This window comes from Sphingomonas sp. 28-62-11, from assembly GCF_002278865.1.
Taxonomy (GTDB): Bacteria; Pseudomonadota; Alphaproteobacteria; order Sphingomonadales; family Sphingomonadaceae; genus Sphingomonas.
Genome location: NZ_NCGB01000016.1, coordinates 1 through 17,637, shown reverse-complemented (window position 1 = coordinate 17,637; position 17,637 = coordinate 1). Strand labels below are relative to the sequence as shown.

Genomic DNA, 17,637 nt, shown 5'->3' with positions numbered 1-17,637 from the left:
ACAATAACAGGATTAACAAGGGTGAGCGGAATCAACCGTCGCGCTCCACCGCCTTCATCGCTTCGGTAATCGCCACTGTATCCACACTAACGCGCACCACCTTGGCGAGCAGCGCGATCATGCTCTCCTTGTAATCGGCGAAACGATAGGTGTTGAACTTGGCGGCGATGGTCGGGTCGCGCGGCTTCTTTTCCTTGTGCTGGTCGAGCACCCAGTCGATCGCCGATCGGTTGCCGAGCCGGTAGCTCCAGGCTTCGGGCGGGATGCCGGTGATTTGCGTGTCGGCATCGATGATCACGACGCCGGTTTCGGGTTGCGACTTGAGGATCGGCTTGGGATGTGTGCCCTCGGCGCGCTTGCTCGGCGTATCGATCCGCTCGACCGGCCAAGGGGCTACGTCTTCATAGCCGATATGCATCGCCATCAGCGCCTCGCCCCACGCCGCCCAGCGCGCGAAATCGGGATAGAAGGGGATGCGCGGGAATTCGCGCTTGAGGTTCAGCGCATAGGTCTCGCGGTAGATCGGATCGTGCAGGACGGCGTAGACATAATGGAAGATCGCGTCCTTGGTGACGCCCTTCTTGCCATAATGCGCGACGAACTTGTTGAGCGCCCAATCGGTGATGTTGTCGATCCGCTCGCCGGATTTGAGGTAGCGATAGCGGGCTAGCAAGTTTGACTTTTCGATAGCCTCGTAATCTACCAAGTTATCAGTGGCGAGACATTGAAAAGGCTTCGATGCCGATCCGCCCGAAACCGCGATCAATTTATTCAATGAAAATAGATCATCTCCATAAATTCCATTATGGAGATTTGTTTGGACATCGCTCAATTGCCTAAATGAATAATATTTTTTTCTTGTAAACGGTCTCCACAAAGAATTTCTAATTAATTTACTATTCAAATCGAATGATGTTGGCTTATTTTTAAGATCTCTACTCCACTTAATATCATTTGGAAAATTAATAAATCCTTTTCCATTTGGATTAATGCTTTTATTAAATACCGTAGAAAAATATTTGATTTTTTCTATTAAAGTCTTTTCTGAAAAATCATACAACCAATCGTCTCTATTAGTTTTTACGCCATTCGCAAATGTTCTGATAATAGCGCGCTCTTCCCGCTTCGTTACTGAAGCTTTCGTTTGTTTGTCGGCTAACGGCATAAAAGCTGTCCAAACGCCATCCTCCGTCTGGTCTAGCCAGCGACCTTTTTCATCCGGCTTGATTAAAGTAGTCGTCAGTTCGGCTAAGCGAATGCTGCTAAGCCACGCTAATTTGCTCTCAGCTTTTTCATCTTCTGGCCTACGGACGTAACGAATTTTGCAATCTGAAGTGTCTTTGGTGCGTACCAATATGGCGATGGAGACACCCGTCTGAATTCCGAACACGTTATGCGTGGTTCCCGAAAGCCGGGGATTGGCGCGAATATCACCCCCCAAATCGACAAGCCAAATTTCCTGGAAATCTCTCGCCACCAGCTTGCGAAAACCGTCAAATGTCCGGCTATCGATGAAGCTTCGGTTCGTGACAAAAGCCAGCACGCCCTCATCGCCCAGCCGATCGCTCGCCCAACGATAGAAGCGGGCGTACATGTCATAAAGCTTCGTCTTCTGAGCCGTGCTCGCCTTTATATACGTGTTTTTGATGCGCTTATCGATGTGCGCATAGGCGCGGTTCTTGTTGTTGTCGTTTTCGTTCTGCTGGTTGGCGTTGTAGGGCGGGTTGCCGATGATGACGCTGATCTTGCGGCGGTTCTGGCGCTTCACGCGCTCCATATTCTCGTCTGCCATTCCGCCCAGCAAATCGAACTGGTGGCCCGAATGGATGCCGAGCGCATCGACATTGTCGAGCGTGTCGACGAAGCATAGATTTTCGAATTCGGCGAACTGGCCGGTGATCGCCTGATAGGTCGCCTCGATGTTCAGATTGGCGACGTAATAGGGCAGGATCGCGACTTCGTTGGCGTGCAACTCTTCCTTGTATTTGTGGCGCAGCTTGGCGTGATCGCCCCGGAAATGTTCGAGCAATTCGACGATGAAAGTGCCGGTGCCGGTGGCGGGATCGAGAATCTCGACGCCGCGATCGACCAGATTCTTGCCGAAATGCTTTTCGCATAGCCAATCGGCACTGCGGATCATGAAGCGGACGATCTCGCCGGGGGTATAGACCACGCCCAGCCGGTCGGCGGCCTTGGCATTATAGACCTTGTAGAAATTCTCGTAGAGGCCCTTCAGGAAGCCCTGTTTTTCGGAATGGCTCTGGATGACGGCGGCGGCCTGGCTGATGCCGGCATAATAGGGTTGCAGCGCGCGCAGCAGCTTCTGCTTTTCGCCATAGCCGAACAGCTTTTCCTCCAGCTTGTAGAGTTCGCTGGCGACATTGTTCTGGCGGTGGAAATCGGGGTTGTCGAAAACCTTGGCGAAAATGTCTTCAGTCAGGATGTGCTGGATCAGCATTTCCTGCACATCTTCCTCGCTGACCGCCGGATTGATGGCATCCTGTGCGTGTTTCAGAAAGGCAGCCTCGGCGGCGGCGAAATCACGGCTGGCAGCGCGTTTTTCGGCGATCAGGTCTCGCAATGCCGTCAGCACCTGAGGCAAATCCTGCCCGAACTGCTTCACCGCCTTGTTGAAATCGGCGATCTCCTGCCGTTCATGCGCAAAGAAGCGGATGAGCAGCGGGTAGAGCGCGTCGGTATCGTCCATCGCGACGCGCAGCATTTCATGCCCGTCCTGAATCAGAATGGCGGTGTGATCGTCCGAATAGATGATGTTGTCGCGCGGATAGCCCTTGCGCGACTTGGCGGCGATCTCGGCATCGAGATCATCATCGGCGTCCTTGGCTTCCCAATAGCCGAAGGGAACGCGCAACGCGTGAAGCAGCGCGCCGTCGAGATAAATGCGGTTCTTTTGCGCGGTGGTGATGGTGTGCTCGGGGACGAATTGCAGATCCTGTGATCGGCCCCAGCGTTTGAGCAAATCCTTGAACGCTTCTCGCAGCACGCTTTCGCGGCGGCTACCCGATACCGCGCGCAGTCGATCAAGCTCGGCGCGATATTCGTTGATGAGTGCCTTGCTGATGAGTCCGCTCCCCCGTGCGCCTGCACGATGCGCAAGCGGTTGACGCTAGGCAAGAAAAAACCCCGCCCGGCGGGTGCCGGACGGGGCTTGGCGTTCTTGAAGGCCACCGCGAAGGGCGGGTGCGGTTGATCAGGCCGGGTTGTGCTTTTCGAGGAACTTCTTGGTTTCGATCAGCACCTGCAGCCGGTCTTCTTCGCGCAGCAGATTATGCGTGTTGAGCGGCTGTTCGACATAGACGAAATCCTTGCCTTCCACCTTCCCGGCCGCTTTCAGCCGCGCCACCAGATCGCGCGACTGGGCAACGGGGACGCGCACGTCCTTGGCGCCGTGGATGATCAGGACAGGGATTTTGTAGTTTTCCGGGTGGAGGCCGGGCGACACATCAATCAGATTACCGGCCTGGCCCAGATAGGTCTTCGCCCCATAGCGCCCCAGATAGCCCTTATCATAGCGGACCATGGCGGGCAGATCATGCACGCCCGCACCCGTGATGGCACAGCGATATTTGTCACCATCGCGCTCGGCCGCGCGGCTGGCCGCATAGCCGCCGTACGACCAGCCCATCATGCAAACGCGCTTGGGATCGATGGTGCCCTGCCCGGCGAGCCAGGTGACCGCATCATTCAGGTCATCCTGCATGCGGTAGCCCCAATTCTTGTCACCATCCTTTTCCCAGGCGGTGCCATAGCCAGTGGAGCCCCGGAAATTCGGCTGGATCACGACATAGCCGGTTTCCGCCAGCGCCTGCGCCCAGCCAAAAGGATCCCAGTCGGCGGAATCGCGGGCCCAGGGCCCGCCATGCGGCAGCACGATCAGCGGCAGGTTCTTCTTACCCGCGCGGTGGCGCGGCATCGTCAGTACCGCTTCGATCGATTTACCGTCACTGGCGGTATAACGGACCATCGAAACCGGGTTCAGCTGCGCGTTCTTGAGCGTTTCATTGGCAAAAGCGAGCCGCGCCACCGATCCCGATACGCTGTTGAACATGAACCAGCTTTCGGCCTGGCCCGTCGCGGCGACGCGGAACACGATCTTCTCCCGCTTGGCATCGCCACTGGCGATATAGACATTGCCCTTGCCGAAGCCATTTTCGAGCACAGCCTGAATCTGTTTCAACCGCGAATCGAAGAAGACCTGGACCTCTCGATCCTTGGTCACTTCGACCGCATCAAGCCGGGTGCGATCATAGGAAAGGCGGGGGCCATCAATATCATAGCCGTCGACGCCGAACACCTTTTCGCCCAGCTTCATTCCCGCCACGTCAAACGTGTAGAGCGCCCGGTACCCGTCCTTTGCGCTGACCGCATAGGCCTTGCCATCGGGCATCATGAAATCGGGCAGGGCGGCCCCGGCGAACCGATCCGGCACACCGTCGTAAACGGTGTGCATCGCGTCGTTCGGGCCATCGCGATACAGCACGGTCACCTTGCCGGTATCGGCATCGCGGCGCGCGCCCATCCGCACGACGCCCGCCAGATCGGCGGTCCATCCGCGCACCACCGGGTTTGATCGCATCGCCACCTTGGCCTTGCCGGTAACCGCATCCACCTCAATCACTTCGGGCGCACTGAGGCTTTCGGTGCCGTTGCGCGGGTTGCGGCGCTGAAGCAGAATGCGCGGCGCGCCGGAATTGGAGGCCCAGAGCAAATCCGTACCGAGAAAACTATCATCCCAGCCGAGTGGCGTCGTCTTCTTCGTCTCACGATTATACGATGCGTAACGAACGTTATCGAACCATTCGCCCGCATAGTTATCCCGCGAGCTGAAGCCGATCAGCAGCAGATTGTTGTCCAGCCATCTATAATCGATGATCTGACGCTCACCGAGCTTGTCGACGCTGGCCTCGCCATCGCGAGCGATCACTTCCGGCTTGCCGGGCGTCCCGACGGGTACGATGGCAAGCGCCTGAACACCGGCCGACCGAACCTTGGCGATCATCCAGTTGCCATCGGGCGACAGCACCGGGCGCTGAATGACGGGGAACTGAGCGAATGTCTCGATCGGAACGACCTTGCCGTCCCAATCGCTAACGGGCTTCACCTGCGCAGGCGCCGCCGACCAACCGATCAGTGCCGTGGTGGCCAAGGCCCCCAAAACCAAACCGAAATTGCGTTTCTTCATCGTCTGCACTCCCCATTTGGGAGCAAGTCTATCGTGCGCGTTACTCAAATCAAGCTGTTGCAATTCTACAGCGATCCCGGCCGGCGACCCGCATCGCCAGCCGGAAATTCGATCAACCGCCCGCAAGCGCCGCGAGCAGCAACAGCGCGACGATGTTGGTAATCTTGATCATCGGGTTCACCGCCGGGCCTGCCGTATCCTTATACGGATCGCCCACGGTATCGCCCGTCACCGCGGCCTTATGGGCTTCACTGCCCTTGCCGCCGTGATGACCGTCTTCGATATATTTCTTGGCGTTATCCCACGCGCCGCCGCCGCTCGTCATCGAAATCGCGACGAACAAGCCAGAGACGATGACGCCGAGCAGCATCGCGCCGAGCGCGGCAAAGCCCTCTGCCTGGCCCGCCACGCCGGTGATGATGAAATAGACCGCGACCGGGCTGAGCACCGGCAGCAGGCTGGGGACGATCATCTCCGCGATCGCCGCCTTGGTGACGAGATCGACGGTGCGGGCATAGTTGGGGCGGCTGGTGCCGGCCATGATGCCCGGATTCTCGCGGAACTGGGCGCGGACATCCTCCACGACCGAACCGGCGGCCCGGCCGACCGCCGTCATCCCCATCGCCCCGAACAGATAGGGCAGCAGCGCGCCGAGCAGCAGCCCGACGATGACATAGGGGTTGCTGAGCTGGAAGTTGACCGCGAGCGTCGGGAAATCGCGCGCGAGATCGCTCGTATAGGCGTTGAACAGCACGAGGGCGGCGAGCGCGGCCGAGCCGATTGCATAGCCCTTGGTCACGGCCTTGGTCGTGTTGCCGACCGCGTCGAGCGCATCGGTGCGGTGGCGCACATCATCGGGGAGCCCCGCCATTTCGGCGATGCCGCCCGCATTATCCGTGACCGGGCCATACGCATCGAGCGCGACGACCATGCCGGCCTGCGCCAGCATCGACGTGGCGGCAAAGGCAATGCCGATAACGCCCGCGAGCTGATAGGCCGCGATCACCGCGACCACGATGACGATGGTGGGGAGCGCAGGCGATTCAAGGCTGACCGCGAGACCCTGAATCACGTTGGTGCCATGGCCCGTCTCCGATGCCTTGGCGATGCTGCGCACGGGGCGGAACCCGGTGCCGGTATAATATTCGGTGATCCAGACGAGCAGGCCAGTCACCGCCAGCCCGATCATCATGCACCAGAACAGCGCCATGCCGGTGGTGGTGGTGGCCGCCGCGCCCGCGAGCGCCTCTGCCGTTGCGCCGCCGCCGTCGAGGAAGGCGTTGCCGCCGATCACCGCGTTCATGTCACCCAGCGTATACTGCGTCGCGAAATAGATGGCGGGAACGGACAGGCCAACGCTGAGCCAGAAGCCCTTGTAAAGCGCGCCCATGATGTTGTTGCTGCTGCCCAGACGGACCGCATAGGTGCCGATGATCGAGGTGATGATGCACACGCCGCCGACGATGAGCGGGAGCGTCATCACCTGAAGCAGCTGATCGGCATTCTTCAGCGCAAGCGCGACCGAGATCATCGTGACACCGAAGGTAACGACATAGGTTTCGAACAGATCGGCGGCCATGCCCGCGCAATCGCCGACATTGTCACCGACGTTATCGGCGATGGTAGCGGGGTTGCGGGGATCATCCTCTGGGATGCCGGCCTCGACCTTGCCGACCAGATCGGCGCCAACGTCTGCCGCCTTGGTGAAGATACCGCCGCCGAGGCGCGCGAAGATGGAGATGAGCGAGGAGCCGAAAGCAAGGCCGGTGAGCGCCTTGACGACGATCTGCGCGCCGGCATCCGCGCCGTCAGGGCCGGCGAGGAACCAGAACACGCCCGAGATCGAGAGCAAGCCGAGCCCCGCCACCAGCATGCCGGTGATCGCGCCCGCGCGGAACGCCATCGTCAGCCCGCCCTGCAGCGAGGTGCGCGCCGCTTCTGCCGTGCGCACATTCGCGCGCACCGAAATGTTCATGCCGATATAGCCAGCAACGCCCGAAAGAACCGCGCCGATCGCGAAGCTCGCCGCCGAGACGGGCGAGCTCATGCCATCGATCAGCACCCAGACGAGCACGAGCATGATGACGCCGACGATGCCGATCGTGCGATACTGACGGCCGAGATAGGCCTGCGCGCCTTCCTGAATGGCGGCCGCGATATCGCGCATCTTTTCATTGCCCGCAGGTGCGGCGAGCACCTGGCGGCTGGTGATGATGCCGTACAGCACGGCAAGCATCCCGCAGATCATGGCGGCATAAACAATCGTCATCGGCAAACGTCCTTCCCTGATACGGTCGCTTCAGGGGCTGCCGACATAGCCCGCCCCCTAGCGCCTGTCTTATGGCGACGACCCTATAAGCGTGACAGAGACGAGCGCAAGCGCCGAGGGCGGTGGTTATGCGCCGCCATGTTCGAAGCCGAGCCGGGCGGGCAGCGCGACGGGATCGGCCCCGTCGGTGAGCGTCAGGCCCTGCCCCTCGGCGAAATGGCCGATGCGGCGGGCGGGGACGGCGAGCGATGCGGGCGCGGCAAACAGCAGCTGGTAATCATCCCCGGCGGTTGCCGCGCGGAGCCGGGCCGCGCGATCATCGCCGATATGCGCGCGATAGGCATCCGACAGCGGGATCGCGGCGAGATCGATCGTGACGGCAAGACCACTTGCGGCGGCCATCCGCGCGGCATCGATCAACAGCCCGTCGGACACGTCCATCATCGCGTGCACATGCGCGGCGAGGATGCGCCCCTCCCCAAGCCGGGGCAACGGCCGGCGATAGGCGTTCAGTAATGCATCCAGTCCGGGTTCACCTTGCGCAATGGCAAGCCCCGCGCCTGAATCGCCGATCGTGCCGGTGACGAACAACCCGTCCCCCGCCCGCGCACCGCTGCGGCTGGGGGCGTGGGTCGCATGGCCAATTGCGGTAAGGGTCAGCACGCGCGGCGTGCCCGGCGGCAGCGACACGGTATCGCCGCCGAGCAACTGGCAGCCCAGCTGGCGCAGCGCCGCATCGAACCCAGCAAGGAAAGCGCGATCCCAGGCGTCTTCTCCCAACGGATAGTTGAGCAGCACGCCGACTGGCTCCGCCCCCTTGGCGGCAAGATCCGACAGATTCACCGCGAGCAATTTCCACGCGACATCCTGCGCGGGATCGGTGGAGAGGAAATGCACCCCCTCAACCAGCGTATCGGTGGTGAGGACATAGCCACCCAACCGCGCAACGTCATCCGCCAGTCCCTGCGCACCGGGATGGAGCGGTAACGCGCGCAGCGCGGCAAGGAAATCAGCTTCGGTCATAAGGAGATGGTAGCGCGGCTTGGGGGCGGTGTCTGCTTTCAGGTCGACATGCGCGCCAGCCCTACCACCGTCATGCTGAATTTGTTTCAGAATCCAGCGCGCCGCAAGAGTGGCCTGCGTTCGTGGAGAATTGGATCCTGAAAAAAGTTCAGCATGACGAGGGAGAGCGAATTCGCGACAGATACTGGAACGTCAGTTGCAGCTAATCTCGCTTGGCACCGTCCAGCGCGCGATCGTTTCGGGCGGTTTCGATGGCGGCGGCGAATTTTTCTGCTTTGGTCCGGCCGAACGCCGCGCGGTTGGCGCTGGCATTCGCTTCGGCCTCGGCGCGCGCTTTGGCCTTGCGCGCGGTGCGCAGGTTGATGATGTCGGTCACGCCGCCACCCTCACCCTGCCCGCACGACCTTACCGATCGCATCCAGCAACCCGTTCACGAACCCCGCCTCGCGCTTGTCATAGAACGCATGGGCGACGTCGACATATTCGGTGATGACCGCGCCCGTTGGCACATCGGCGCGAGCGAGGAGTTCATAGGTGCCGCAACGCAGGATCGCTTTCATCGGTTTGTCGAGCCGATCGAGGTGCCAGCCAGTCGCGAGTTTCGCCGCGATGGCCGCGTCAATCTCCCCCTCGCGCGCGAGCACGCCCTTCACGACATCGTCGAAGAAATCGACATCGGGTTCGGCATATTGCGCATCCTCAATCTCCGCACCGAGGCGGTGATTGTGGAATTCATGCAGCAGCTGCGCGATCGGCGTCTGCTCCATATCATGCTGGTACAGCGCCTGGACGGCACCGAGCCGGGAAGCGGCGCGCGCCTTGCTGCGGGCAGCGGTGCGGGGATTGGATCGGGGGTTGGGGCGGGTCATATCAAAGGTCCTATACCCGGAAAAACAAGATTGTACCCCCGCGAAGGCGGGGGTCCAGTCTGGGTCCCCGCCTTCGCGGGGACACACGGGGCTCGGGGTTAGTGTTGGTTGCTTGTCAGCCGAAGCGCCACCGAGCGGGCGTGCGCTGGCAGGCCCTCCGCCCCCGCCAGCGCCACCGCCGCAGGGCCGATGGCAGCGAGGCTCGCGGGATCGAGCTGAAGGAAGCTGGTGCGCTTCATGAAATCAAGCACCGACAGCCCGCTCGAGAAACGCGCACGGCGGCCAGTGGGCAGCACATGGTTCGGCCCAGCGACATAATCGCCGACCGCCTCTGGCGTGTGACGGCCGAGAAACACCGATCCGGCATGACGAACTTGATCGAACAGCGCCTGCGGGTCCGCCACTGCAAGTTCGAGATGTTCGGCGGCGAGGCGATCGACCAGCGGCATCGCTTCGGCGAAATCGCGCACCACGATAATGGCGCCATTCGCATCCCAGGCTGCGCGGGCGACCTTGGCGGTGGCGAGCGTTTCGATCTGCGCGTCGACGCACGCCGCGACCTTGTCAGCAAAGCCCGCATCGTCGGTGAAGAGGATCGACTGGCTGGTGGGATCATGTTCGGACTGGCTGAGCAGATCGGCGGCGATCCAGTCGGGATCATTCGCGCCGTCCGCCACGACGACGATCTCGCTGGGGCCAGCGACCATGTCGATCCCGACCACGCCGTAAAGCTGGCGCTTGGCCTCTGCCACCCAGGCATTGCCGGGGCCGGTGATGACGTCGACGGGCTTTATCCGGTCCGTGCCGTACGCCAGCGCCGCGACGGCTTGCGCGCCGCCGATGCGCCAGACTTCGTCAACACCCGCCAGATGCGCGGCGGCGAGCACGAGCGGGTTGATCTCCCCCTTCGGGGTCGGCGTGACCATGACGAGCCGGTCGACGCCTGCAACCTTGGCCGGGATCGCGTTCATCAGCACCGAACTTGGATAGGCCGCGCGGCCGCCAGGAACATAAACCCCCGCCGCCTCGACCGCCGACCAGCGCGCGCCGAGCCGAACGCCGGCGCTGTCGGTAGTGTCGCTGCCCTCCGGGCGCTGCTTGCGGTGATAGGTAGCGATGCGATCTGCCGCGAGATCGAGCGCGGCCCGTAAGTCGGGTTCGAGCGCGTCATAGGCGGCGCGGCAATCGGCAAGATCGATCTGCCAGCCCGAACTTGCCAGATCATGTCCATCGAATTGCAGCGTCAGCGCAGCGACGGCGGCATCGCCCTCATCGCGGACGCGGCCGATGATCGCCGTCACATCGCGCGCGACATCGTCATCGGCTTCGCGGCGCGCATTGACGAGTGCGGTGAACGCACTTGCGAAATCGGGGGCGGCGGTGGAGAGTCTGATCATGACGATAAGGTTCCCGTTCGTGTCGAGCGGAGTCGAGACACCTTACGCAGCGTTTGGGGCCTGTTTCTCGACTTCGCTCGAAACGAACGGATTGCTAAGCTGTTCACGCCACCGCCCTTCGGAACGCATCGACCAGCGGTACGACATCGGCGCGGGTTTTGAAGGCGGCGCGGTTGACGACAAGGCGGCTCGTCACCTCGGCAATCACCTCAACTTCAACGAGGCCGTTTTCCTTCAGCGTGCGGCCAGAGGACACCAGATCGACGATGCGCGGGGCGAGGCCAAGCAAAGGGGCCAGTTCCATCGCGCCATTGAGCTTCACGCATTCGGCCTGCACGCCCCGGCCAGCGAAATGCGCCTTGGTGACGTGCGGATATTTGGTCGCGATGCGGACATGGCTCCACCCGCGCGGATCATCAGTCGCGGCCATTTCGGCGGGTTCGGCGACCGACAGGCGGCAATGGCCGATGCCGAGATCAACCGGCGCGTACAGCTCCGAATAGGCGAACTCGGCGAGCACGTCAGACCCGACGATCCCCAATTGCGCGGCCCCATGCGCCACAAAGGTCGCCACATCGAACGCGCGGACGCGGATCAGCTCGATCCCGGGCTGGTTCGTCGTGAAGCGCAGGGCGCGGCTGGACTCGTCGGCAAAGGCGGGCTCAGGCTCGATCCCGACGCGCGCGAGCAGCGGCAGTGCCTCTTCGAGGATGCGCCCCTTGGGGACGGCGATGATGATGGGCGATTGAGACATGGGCGTCGCGCTTTACGTGGCGCGTCGCGGCGGCGCAACAAGACCTTAGCCGGTAGGGAGATTTGACATGGCCGATGAAGCAACCAATCGCGATGCATTCAAGGTGCAGGCGGAATATTCCGCCGCGATGGACGCACCGATCGTGACGCGAGTGTGCCTGTCGCTGGGGCGAGTGATTGACCGGACGACGGCCACTGGCCGCGCGGTGCTCGACTGGCCGGGCGACCCGGTGGCGGATGCGGTGGTGCTGCGGCTGGTGGGCGGAGTCCACGCGTTGCACCGATCGGGCGCCGATTGGGGCGTATCGCGGGTGTTTCGCGGCGAGCTGATCGATCCGACCGGGGTCGATCTGCTGATCGAGGAGGCGTTGCAGACACATGACGCCGCGCTGCTGCCCTGGCTCGACGGACCGCCCCAGACCAATGAGGCGGGGCGATCGGCGGGGCTGATGACCGGGCTGCTCCATCTGGCGCAGCGGTTCGGGCCGAAGATCGAACTGCTCGAGATCGGATCGAGCGCTGGGCTGAACTTGCTGATCGATCGATACGGCTTTGATCTCGGCGGGGTGCGCGCTGGGCCTGACCCGGCCGAGCTGTCGATCACGCCCGAATGGCGCGGACCGCCGCCGCCCGATGTGCCGATCGAGATCGACAGCGTGCGCGGGGTCGATATCGCGCCGGTCGACCTGGTCGATGATGCCGCCGCCGAACGGCTCGCGGCCTATGTATGGGTTGATGCGATCGAGCGGCAGGCGCGGATCGATACCGCGATCGCGATGGTGCGGCGGTACGGCGTGCAGCTTGAGTCGGGCGATGCCGCCGACTGGGTCGAGGCGCGGCTGGCTGAGCCGCAGGCGGCGGGGGTCACGCGGGTGCTGATGCATTCGGTGGTGTGGCAATATATTCCCAAGTCAGGCCGCGACCGGATCCGCACCGCGATGGCATCGGCGGGCGCGCGGGCGACGGCGGGCAAGCGGCTCGGCTGGGTGATGATGGAACCCAACCGCGATCTCCACCGTCACGAAGTCCGCGTGCAGGGCTGGCCGGGGGAGACGCCGATGGAATTGGTCGCGCTGACCCATGCGCATGGCGCGTGGGTGGAGGGCTTGGAGCCGCCCTATGAAACGCGCGATTATGTGATGCGGGGCGGCGGGTCTGTCGAGGCGTGAGGTTTATCGATAACCAGGATCGTCGAACCAGTTCGCAGCAACTGGCCATTGTTCGCTTACCCGATCGGTAAACACCGCTTCGCGCTTTTCAAGGAAGGACATCACGCCCTCCTTCGCATCCGCGCCGCCTCCGCGCACCCAGACGCCGCGGCTGTCGATGCGATGCGCGTCCATTGGGTGTGCCGCGCCCATCATCGCCCACATCATCCGCCGCGTCATTGCGACCGACACCGGCGCGCTGTGCGCGGTCAGCTCAAGCGCCAGCGCGCGTGCGGCTGGCAAAAGATCGTCCGGCGCGTGCACGCTGCGCACCAATCCACCCTTCAGCGCTTCATCCGCATCGAACACCCGGCCCGAATAGCACCACTCAAGCGCTTGCCCGATCCCCACGAGCCGCGGCAAGAACCAGCTCGATGCGGCCTCCGGCACGATCCCGCGCCGCGCAAAGACAAAGCCGAACCGCGCGGTATCGCTCGCCAGCCGGAAATCCATCGGCAGCAGCATCGTCGCGCCAATGCCGACCGCGGGTCCGTTGATCGCGCCGATCACCGGCTTCAGCGACGCGAAGATCCGCAGCGCAAACCGCCCGCCGGAATCGCGCACCGCCGGATGCGCGAAATCGACCGTGCCGTCGGCTGCCACCGGCCCGTCAGTGCCAAGCCGCGCATAATCGAATGTCGCATCGCCCGCCGACAGATCGGCCCCCGCACAATAGCCGCGCCCGGCGCCGGTAATAATCACTGCGCGCACAGCATCATCGGCATCGGTGATGTCGAACGCCGCGATCAGATCCGCCATCATTTGGCCCGTGAACGCGTTCAGCCGATCGGGCCGGTTGAGCGTCATGGTGGCGATGCCACCTTGTTCGGGGGGATCGATCGCCAGAGTGATCGTCTCGAAATCGGCCATGTTGATCCTCGCTTGCGGCACCTTTGCGCCACCGTAACGGGTTTTTAGCGTCCCGCCATGTAGCGTTGCGGATCAAATCCCCACCCGGACCGCAGCCCATGACCCAGTTTCCCCTGATCGCCCCACGACCGCCGCTGTTGAGCGCGCAGGGCGATGCGTTGCGCCGGATCGAGCAATCGGGCGTGTTCAGCAATAACGGCCCCGAAGTGCGGGCGTTCGAACGCGACGTTACCGATCAGCTGTTTGGCGGGCACGGCGCCAGTCTGGCGGTGGCCAACGCAACGCTGGGGCTGATGATCGCGATCCGCGAGGCGGCGGGCGCCCGCCATGCCCCCGGCGCGCTGGCGTTGATGCCCAGCTTCACCTTTGCCGCGACCGGACAGGCGGCGATTTGGGCCGGGCTGACTCCGCTGATCTGCGATATCGATCCACATCATTGGGGGGCAAGTGCCGAGGCCGAAGAAGCGCTGTTAGAGCGCCATGGCGATCGGATCGCAGTGATGGTGCCCTATGCCACCTTCGGCAATGCGATCGATCTGGATCGCTATGCGGCGTTGCGCGATCGCTACGGCGTTGGCGTGGTGGTCGATGCCGCCGCGTCGCTCGGCACGATTGACCAGCGCGGCGAGGGCTTTGGCGCCCGCGCTGATTTCGCGATCGTCCATTCGATGCACGCAACCAAAACCTTCGCGGTCGGCGAGGGCGGGTTGATTCATAGTGGCAATGAAGCGCTGATCGCGCGGTTGCGAACAATGGCGAATTTCGGGTTTGAGGGCAGCCGCAGCGCAATCATGCCCGGCATCAATGCCAAGCTGCCCGAGATACTCGCGCTGATGGCGCGCTTGAAGCTCGCCGAGATCGAGCCCGTTTGCGCCAATCGTGCCGCGATCGAAGCGCATTACCGATCCGCGCTGCGCGAGTTCACGATGCAGCATGTATCGGGCCAGCGGCGGGCTTCGCAATTCATGCCCGTGTTGCTGCCGCCCTCGATTGCCGGGCGACGCAACGCGGTGATCGCCGCCTTGGCCGACAAGGGCGTGGGCGCAGGCAGCTATTTCAGCCCGCATCTGGCCGAACAGCCACTGTTCAAGGCCGATGGCCTGATCGAGCCGACCCCGGTTGCCGACAAAGTCGGCGCGCGCATCATGTCTTTACCGATCACCGATTCGATGGTGCCCGGCGATGCCATCGAGATTGCCGGCATTTTTGCCGATGTCTGCGCGCGCCAGGCGAGCCGCGCCTTCGCCGTCGCCCATAAACCGGCGCCAATTGCCTCTGCGGTGGTGATCGGCGGCGGCCCGGCGGGCACGGCGCTGCTGACGGCGGCGACCAAGCGCAATCTCCTGCCTGATCTGGCGCGTTCAGGGCTGGTGATTATCGAACGAGACGCTGGCCTGGGGATCGGGCGGCTCGGCAGCTATGCGATCACATCAGACAGCACCGCCACGACCTTTCTGACGGCGATAAAGGATAATGTGCACGGCGATCTCGCCGCACTGGCCGACCATGCGGTGGGCAAGGCAATCCGTGCATATCCGGATACCGTGGGCGTGCCGCTGACGCGCGTGGGGCCGTTATTGCAGGCGGCGGGCGCGCGGCTGGGCGATATCGTAACGGCGAATGGCGGTACGGTGCTGACCCGCCACGAGGCAACTGATGCAGTGCTTGGCGCCGATGGGACCTGGACCGTGCGCGTATACCGCCACGCGGACGGCGTGACCATCAACCAGCGTACGCGCGCCATCGTGATTGCCAGCGGCGGGCACCAGCCAACCGATCGCATTGCTGCGCAACATATTGCGGGATCGCCATTGGTCGAACTGGCCGGTGACCGGCTTGTCCAATCCGATGACGTCCTTGCGCTGGGCGGCATCACGCAGGTTGCACAACGCCTGGAGGTGATCCGGGCGCCGCGCATCGCCGTGATCGGCGGATCGACCAGTGCGCTGGCGACGATCGCCTTGCTGCTCAAGGCACAGCCAGCGCTGCCCCTAGGCGCAGGGGCGATCAGGTTGTTGCATCGACGGCCGCTACGGCCCTTCTACCATTCAGCCGAAGCTGCGCGGGCGGAAGGCTTCACCGATTTTGGGCCAGAGGATATCTGCCCGGTCAGCGGCTTCGTTTATCGGCTCGCGGGTTTCCGGCTGGAAGCGCGTGACCTGGTGTTGCGGATGCTCGGCATCGATGGACGCGCGCCAGAACCGCGCGTTATGCTCCACCAGCTTGATGGTGAGAATGACCATATCGCCCGTGACATCATCACCAATGCCGATCTGGTGATTGCCGCCCTTGGCTATCGTCCGCATGCCCTGCCGCTTTTCCGCGCCGACGGCACCCGCATCGCGCTGGCGGCCGATCATGGTGCGCCGATGGTCGATCGCTATTGCCGGATCACTGATGCCGAGGGCGAGGCCCTTGCCGGGGCTTATGGCATCGGCCTTGCGGCAGGTTTTGTCCCCTGGGGTCCGATGGGCGGTGAGCCGAGCTTTCGCGGCCAGGCCAATGGCCTGTGGCAATGGCAGAACGATGTCGGGTTGATGATTGTCGATCAACTGCTTGGTGAACGGGCGCGAGCGGTCGCATGACAACGCCTGCCGTCAGCGTCATCATGGCTGCCTATAACGGGGCCAGCGTGATCCGCGAGACCATCGCCACGCTGATGGCGCAAACCTTTACCGATTTTGAGGTGGTCATCGTCGATGATTGTTCGACGGACAGCACGCGCGAAATGCTGCACAGCATTATAGACCCCCGATTTCGGATTATTGAAGCATCGGCTAATCAGGGCCCGGTCCTCGCCCGCAATCGCGCTTTCGAGGAGGCTCGTGGGCGATATGTCGCCGCATTGGACCAAGACGATCTGTGCCATCCCGATCGACTGGGCGCTCAGATTGCCTATCTCGATGCCCATGCCGATACCGTGCTGCTCGCCACCGCCACCCGCCAGTTGTGCAACGGCGCGATCCGGCCATCGGCGTTGCCGGCCATCACCAGCCCGGCGCTGGTTGAATGGATGTTATGGATCTGCAATCCGCTCGTCTGGTCATCCGTCATGCTGCGCCGAAATGCTGCGCAGCAATTTAGTGCATTTACGCGGCCCGATCGCCTTTATGCCGAGGATTTTGATCTCTATCATCGGCTTTCCCATTCTGGGCGGATCGCGCGGCTCGATACCCAACTCGTCGATTACCGCAGCCATGTCGGCGGTGCGTCGCAGCGATTCATTACAGCGATGGAGGCAAGCGCCACCAAAGTGCTCGCTGAGCGGCATGCCGGGATCTTCGGCGCAGTAGCCGGCGAGCGGGCAACTTTATTGGTGCATTATGTCATGGGCCACCGCCCCGTGCCCGATCGTGAGACGTTGGCGTTGCTGGCGAACACGATCATGACGTTGCAGAACGCGTTTATCGCCGCAGATCAGCCGACCGAGGCGGACATCCGGCTGATCCGATGGGAAACCGCGCAACTATGGGGCAGGATTGGGCGGCGCGCATTACGGTCGGGCGCAATCAGCCTGGCCGATACGATTGCCGTCCGCCCCGATCACCTCGGCCTGGGCTATGCGCGGCTGGACGGGCTGATCAGTTCACGCATCGTGGGTGGCGTGCGCAGGGCAGCGCAGCGCGCTAGCCGAGCGTGACTGCAAAGCAGGCCTAGATAGAGTGAACGCGAAAAAGCCCGCCGACCGGACGGTCTGGCGGGCTTTTCAAAACGCTTGGTGCGAATGTACGTTGGTTGCGGGGACAGGATTTGAACCTGTGACCTTCAGGTTATGAGCCTGACGAGCTACCGGGCTGCTCCACCCCGCGCCAACCATTGGACACCATCTGGCTAACGCCAAACCGGTCCAAATCTCACCCGCCAGAGACGCAAACGCCTCCGCATTGCGGAGGCGCGCGCGCCCTCGCGGGCAGAAACATGTGAATGGGTTCGTGTAGAAACGTTCTTCCGTACAGCACCAGCTACAATGCCTGGCGACGACCTACTCTTCCACTGCTTAGGCAGTAGTACCATCGGCGCTGTCAGGTTTCACGGCCGAGTTCGG

Annotated in this window: 12 protein-coding genes and 1 tRNA gene; 3 read left to right on the top strand and 10 right to left on the bottom strand. The window is 62.6% G+C overall.

Translation table 11 applies throughout. The features are described from left to right. Window positions 1-31: 31 nt before the first annotated feature. The 8 genes from B7Y49_RS06825 to hisG form a co-directional block, all read right to left on the bottom strand. Complete coding sequence (locus B7Y49_RS06825) at window positions 32-3,004, bottom strand: type ISP restriction/modification enzyme (RefSeq protein WP_374126831.1); 2,973 nt, start codon at window positions 3,002-3,004, stop codon at window positions 32-34. Between the two features lie 207 nt (window positions 3,005-3,211). Then, complete coding sequence (locus tag B7Y49_RS06820) at window positions 3,212-5,203, bottom strand: S9 family peptidase (protein WP_374126830.1); 1,992 nt, start codon at window positions 5,201-5,203, stop codon at window positions 3,212-3,214. Window positions 5,204-5,315: 112 nt separating this feature from the next. Continuing rightward, window positions 5,316-7,472 carry a sodium/proton-translocating pyrophosphatase gene (locus tag B7Y49_RS06815; protein ID WP_374126829.1) on the bottom strand — a complete coding sequence of 719 codons (2,157 nt, stop codon included), beginning with the start codon at window positions 7,470-7,472 and terminating at the stop codon, window positions 5,316-5,318. A 126-nt stretch (window positions 7,473-7,598) separates the two neighbouring features. After that, complete coding sequence (thiL, locus tag B7Y49_RS06810; RefSeq protein ID WP_374126828.1) at window positions 7,599-8,495, bottom strand: thiamine-monophosphate kinase; 897 nt, start codon at window positions 8,493-8,495, stop codon at window positions 7,599-7,601. Window positions 8,496-8,697: 202 nt separating this feature from the next. Then, window positions 8,698-8,871, bottom strand: coding sequence for a DUF4169 family protein (locus B7Y49_RS06805; RefSeq protein ID WP_374126827.1), 174 nt, complete (start codon window positions 8,869-8,871; stop codon window positions 8,698-8,700). Window positions 8,872-8,881: 10 nt separating this feature from the next. Beyond that, window positions 8,882-9,364 (bottom strand): transcription antitermination protein NusB, encoded by a 483-nt coding sequence (nusB, locus tag B7Y49_RS06800; protein ID WP_374126826.1) that lies wholly within the window; start codon window positions 9,362-9,364, stop codon window positions 8,882-8,884. A 98-nt stretch (window positions 9,365-9,462) separates the two neighbouring features. Further along, on the bottom strand, window positions 9,463-10,761 hold the full coding sequence (hisD, locus tag B7Y49_RS06795; RefSeq protein ID WP_374126825.1) for a histidinol dehydrogenase: 1,299 nt from the start codon (window positions 10,759-10,761) through the stop codon (window positions 9,463-9,465). 103 nt (window positions 10,762-10,864) lie between these two features. Next, on the bottom strand, window positions 10,865-11,515 hold the full coding sequence (gene hisG / locus B7Y49_RS06790; protein WP_374126824.1) for an ATP phosphoribosyltransferase: 651 nt from the start codon (window positions 11,513-11,515) through the stop codon (window positions 10,865-10,867). A 67-nt stretch (window positions 11,516-11,582) separates the two neighbouring features. On the opposite strand from hisG, the gene B7Y49_RS06785 reads away from it, so the two are divergent. After that, window positions 11,583-12,683, top strand: a complete 1,101-nt coding sequence (locus B7Y49_RS06785) for a DUF2332 domain-containing protein (RefSeq protein WP_374126823.1) — start codon at window positions 11,583-11,585, stop codon at window positions 12,681-12,683. Window positions 12,684-12,686: 3 nt separating this feature from the next. Here the strand turns inward: B7Y49_RS06785 and B7Y49_RS06780 are convergent, their stop codons facing one another. Next, window positions 12,687-13,592 (bottom strand): crotonase/enoyl-CoA hydratase family protein, encoded by a 906-nt coding sequence (locus B7Y49_RS06780; protein WP_374126822.1) that lies wholly within the window; start codon window positions 13,590-13,592, stop codon window positions 12,687-12,689. A 98-nt stretch (window positions 13,593-13,690) separates the two neighbouring features. Between B7Y49_RS06780 and B7Y49_RS06775 the strand changes: the two genes are divergently transcribed. After that, on the top strand, window positions 13,691-16,177 hold the full coding sequence (locus tag B7Y49_RS06775) for a DegT/DnrJ/EryC1/StrS family aminotransferase (protein ID WP_374126821.1): 2,487 nt from the start codon (window positions 13,691-13,693) through the stop codon (window positions 16,175-16,177). Beyond that, window positions 16,174-17,232 carry a glycosyltransferase family 2 protein gene (locus B7Y49_RS06770; RefSeq protein WP_374126820.1) on the top strand — a complete coding sequence of 353 codons (1,059 nt, stop codon included), beginning with the start codon at window positions 16,174-16,176 and terminating at the stop codon, window positions 17,230-17,232. The genes B7Y49_RS06775 and B7Y49_RS06770 overlap by 4 nt, the downstream gene beginning before the upstream one ends. 92 nt (window positions 17,233-17,324) lie before the next feature. Here the strand turns inward: B7Y49_RS06770 and B7Y49_RS06765 are convergent. Further along, window positions 17,325-17,401 (bottom strand) — tRNA-Met (locus B7Y49_RS06765). Between the last annotated feature and the right edge of the window lie 236 nt (window positions 17,402-17,637).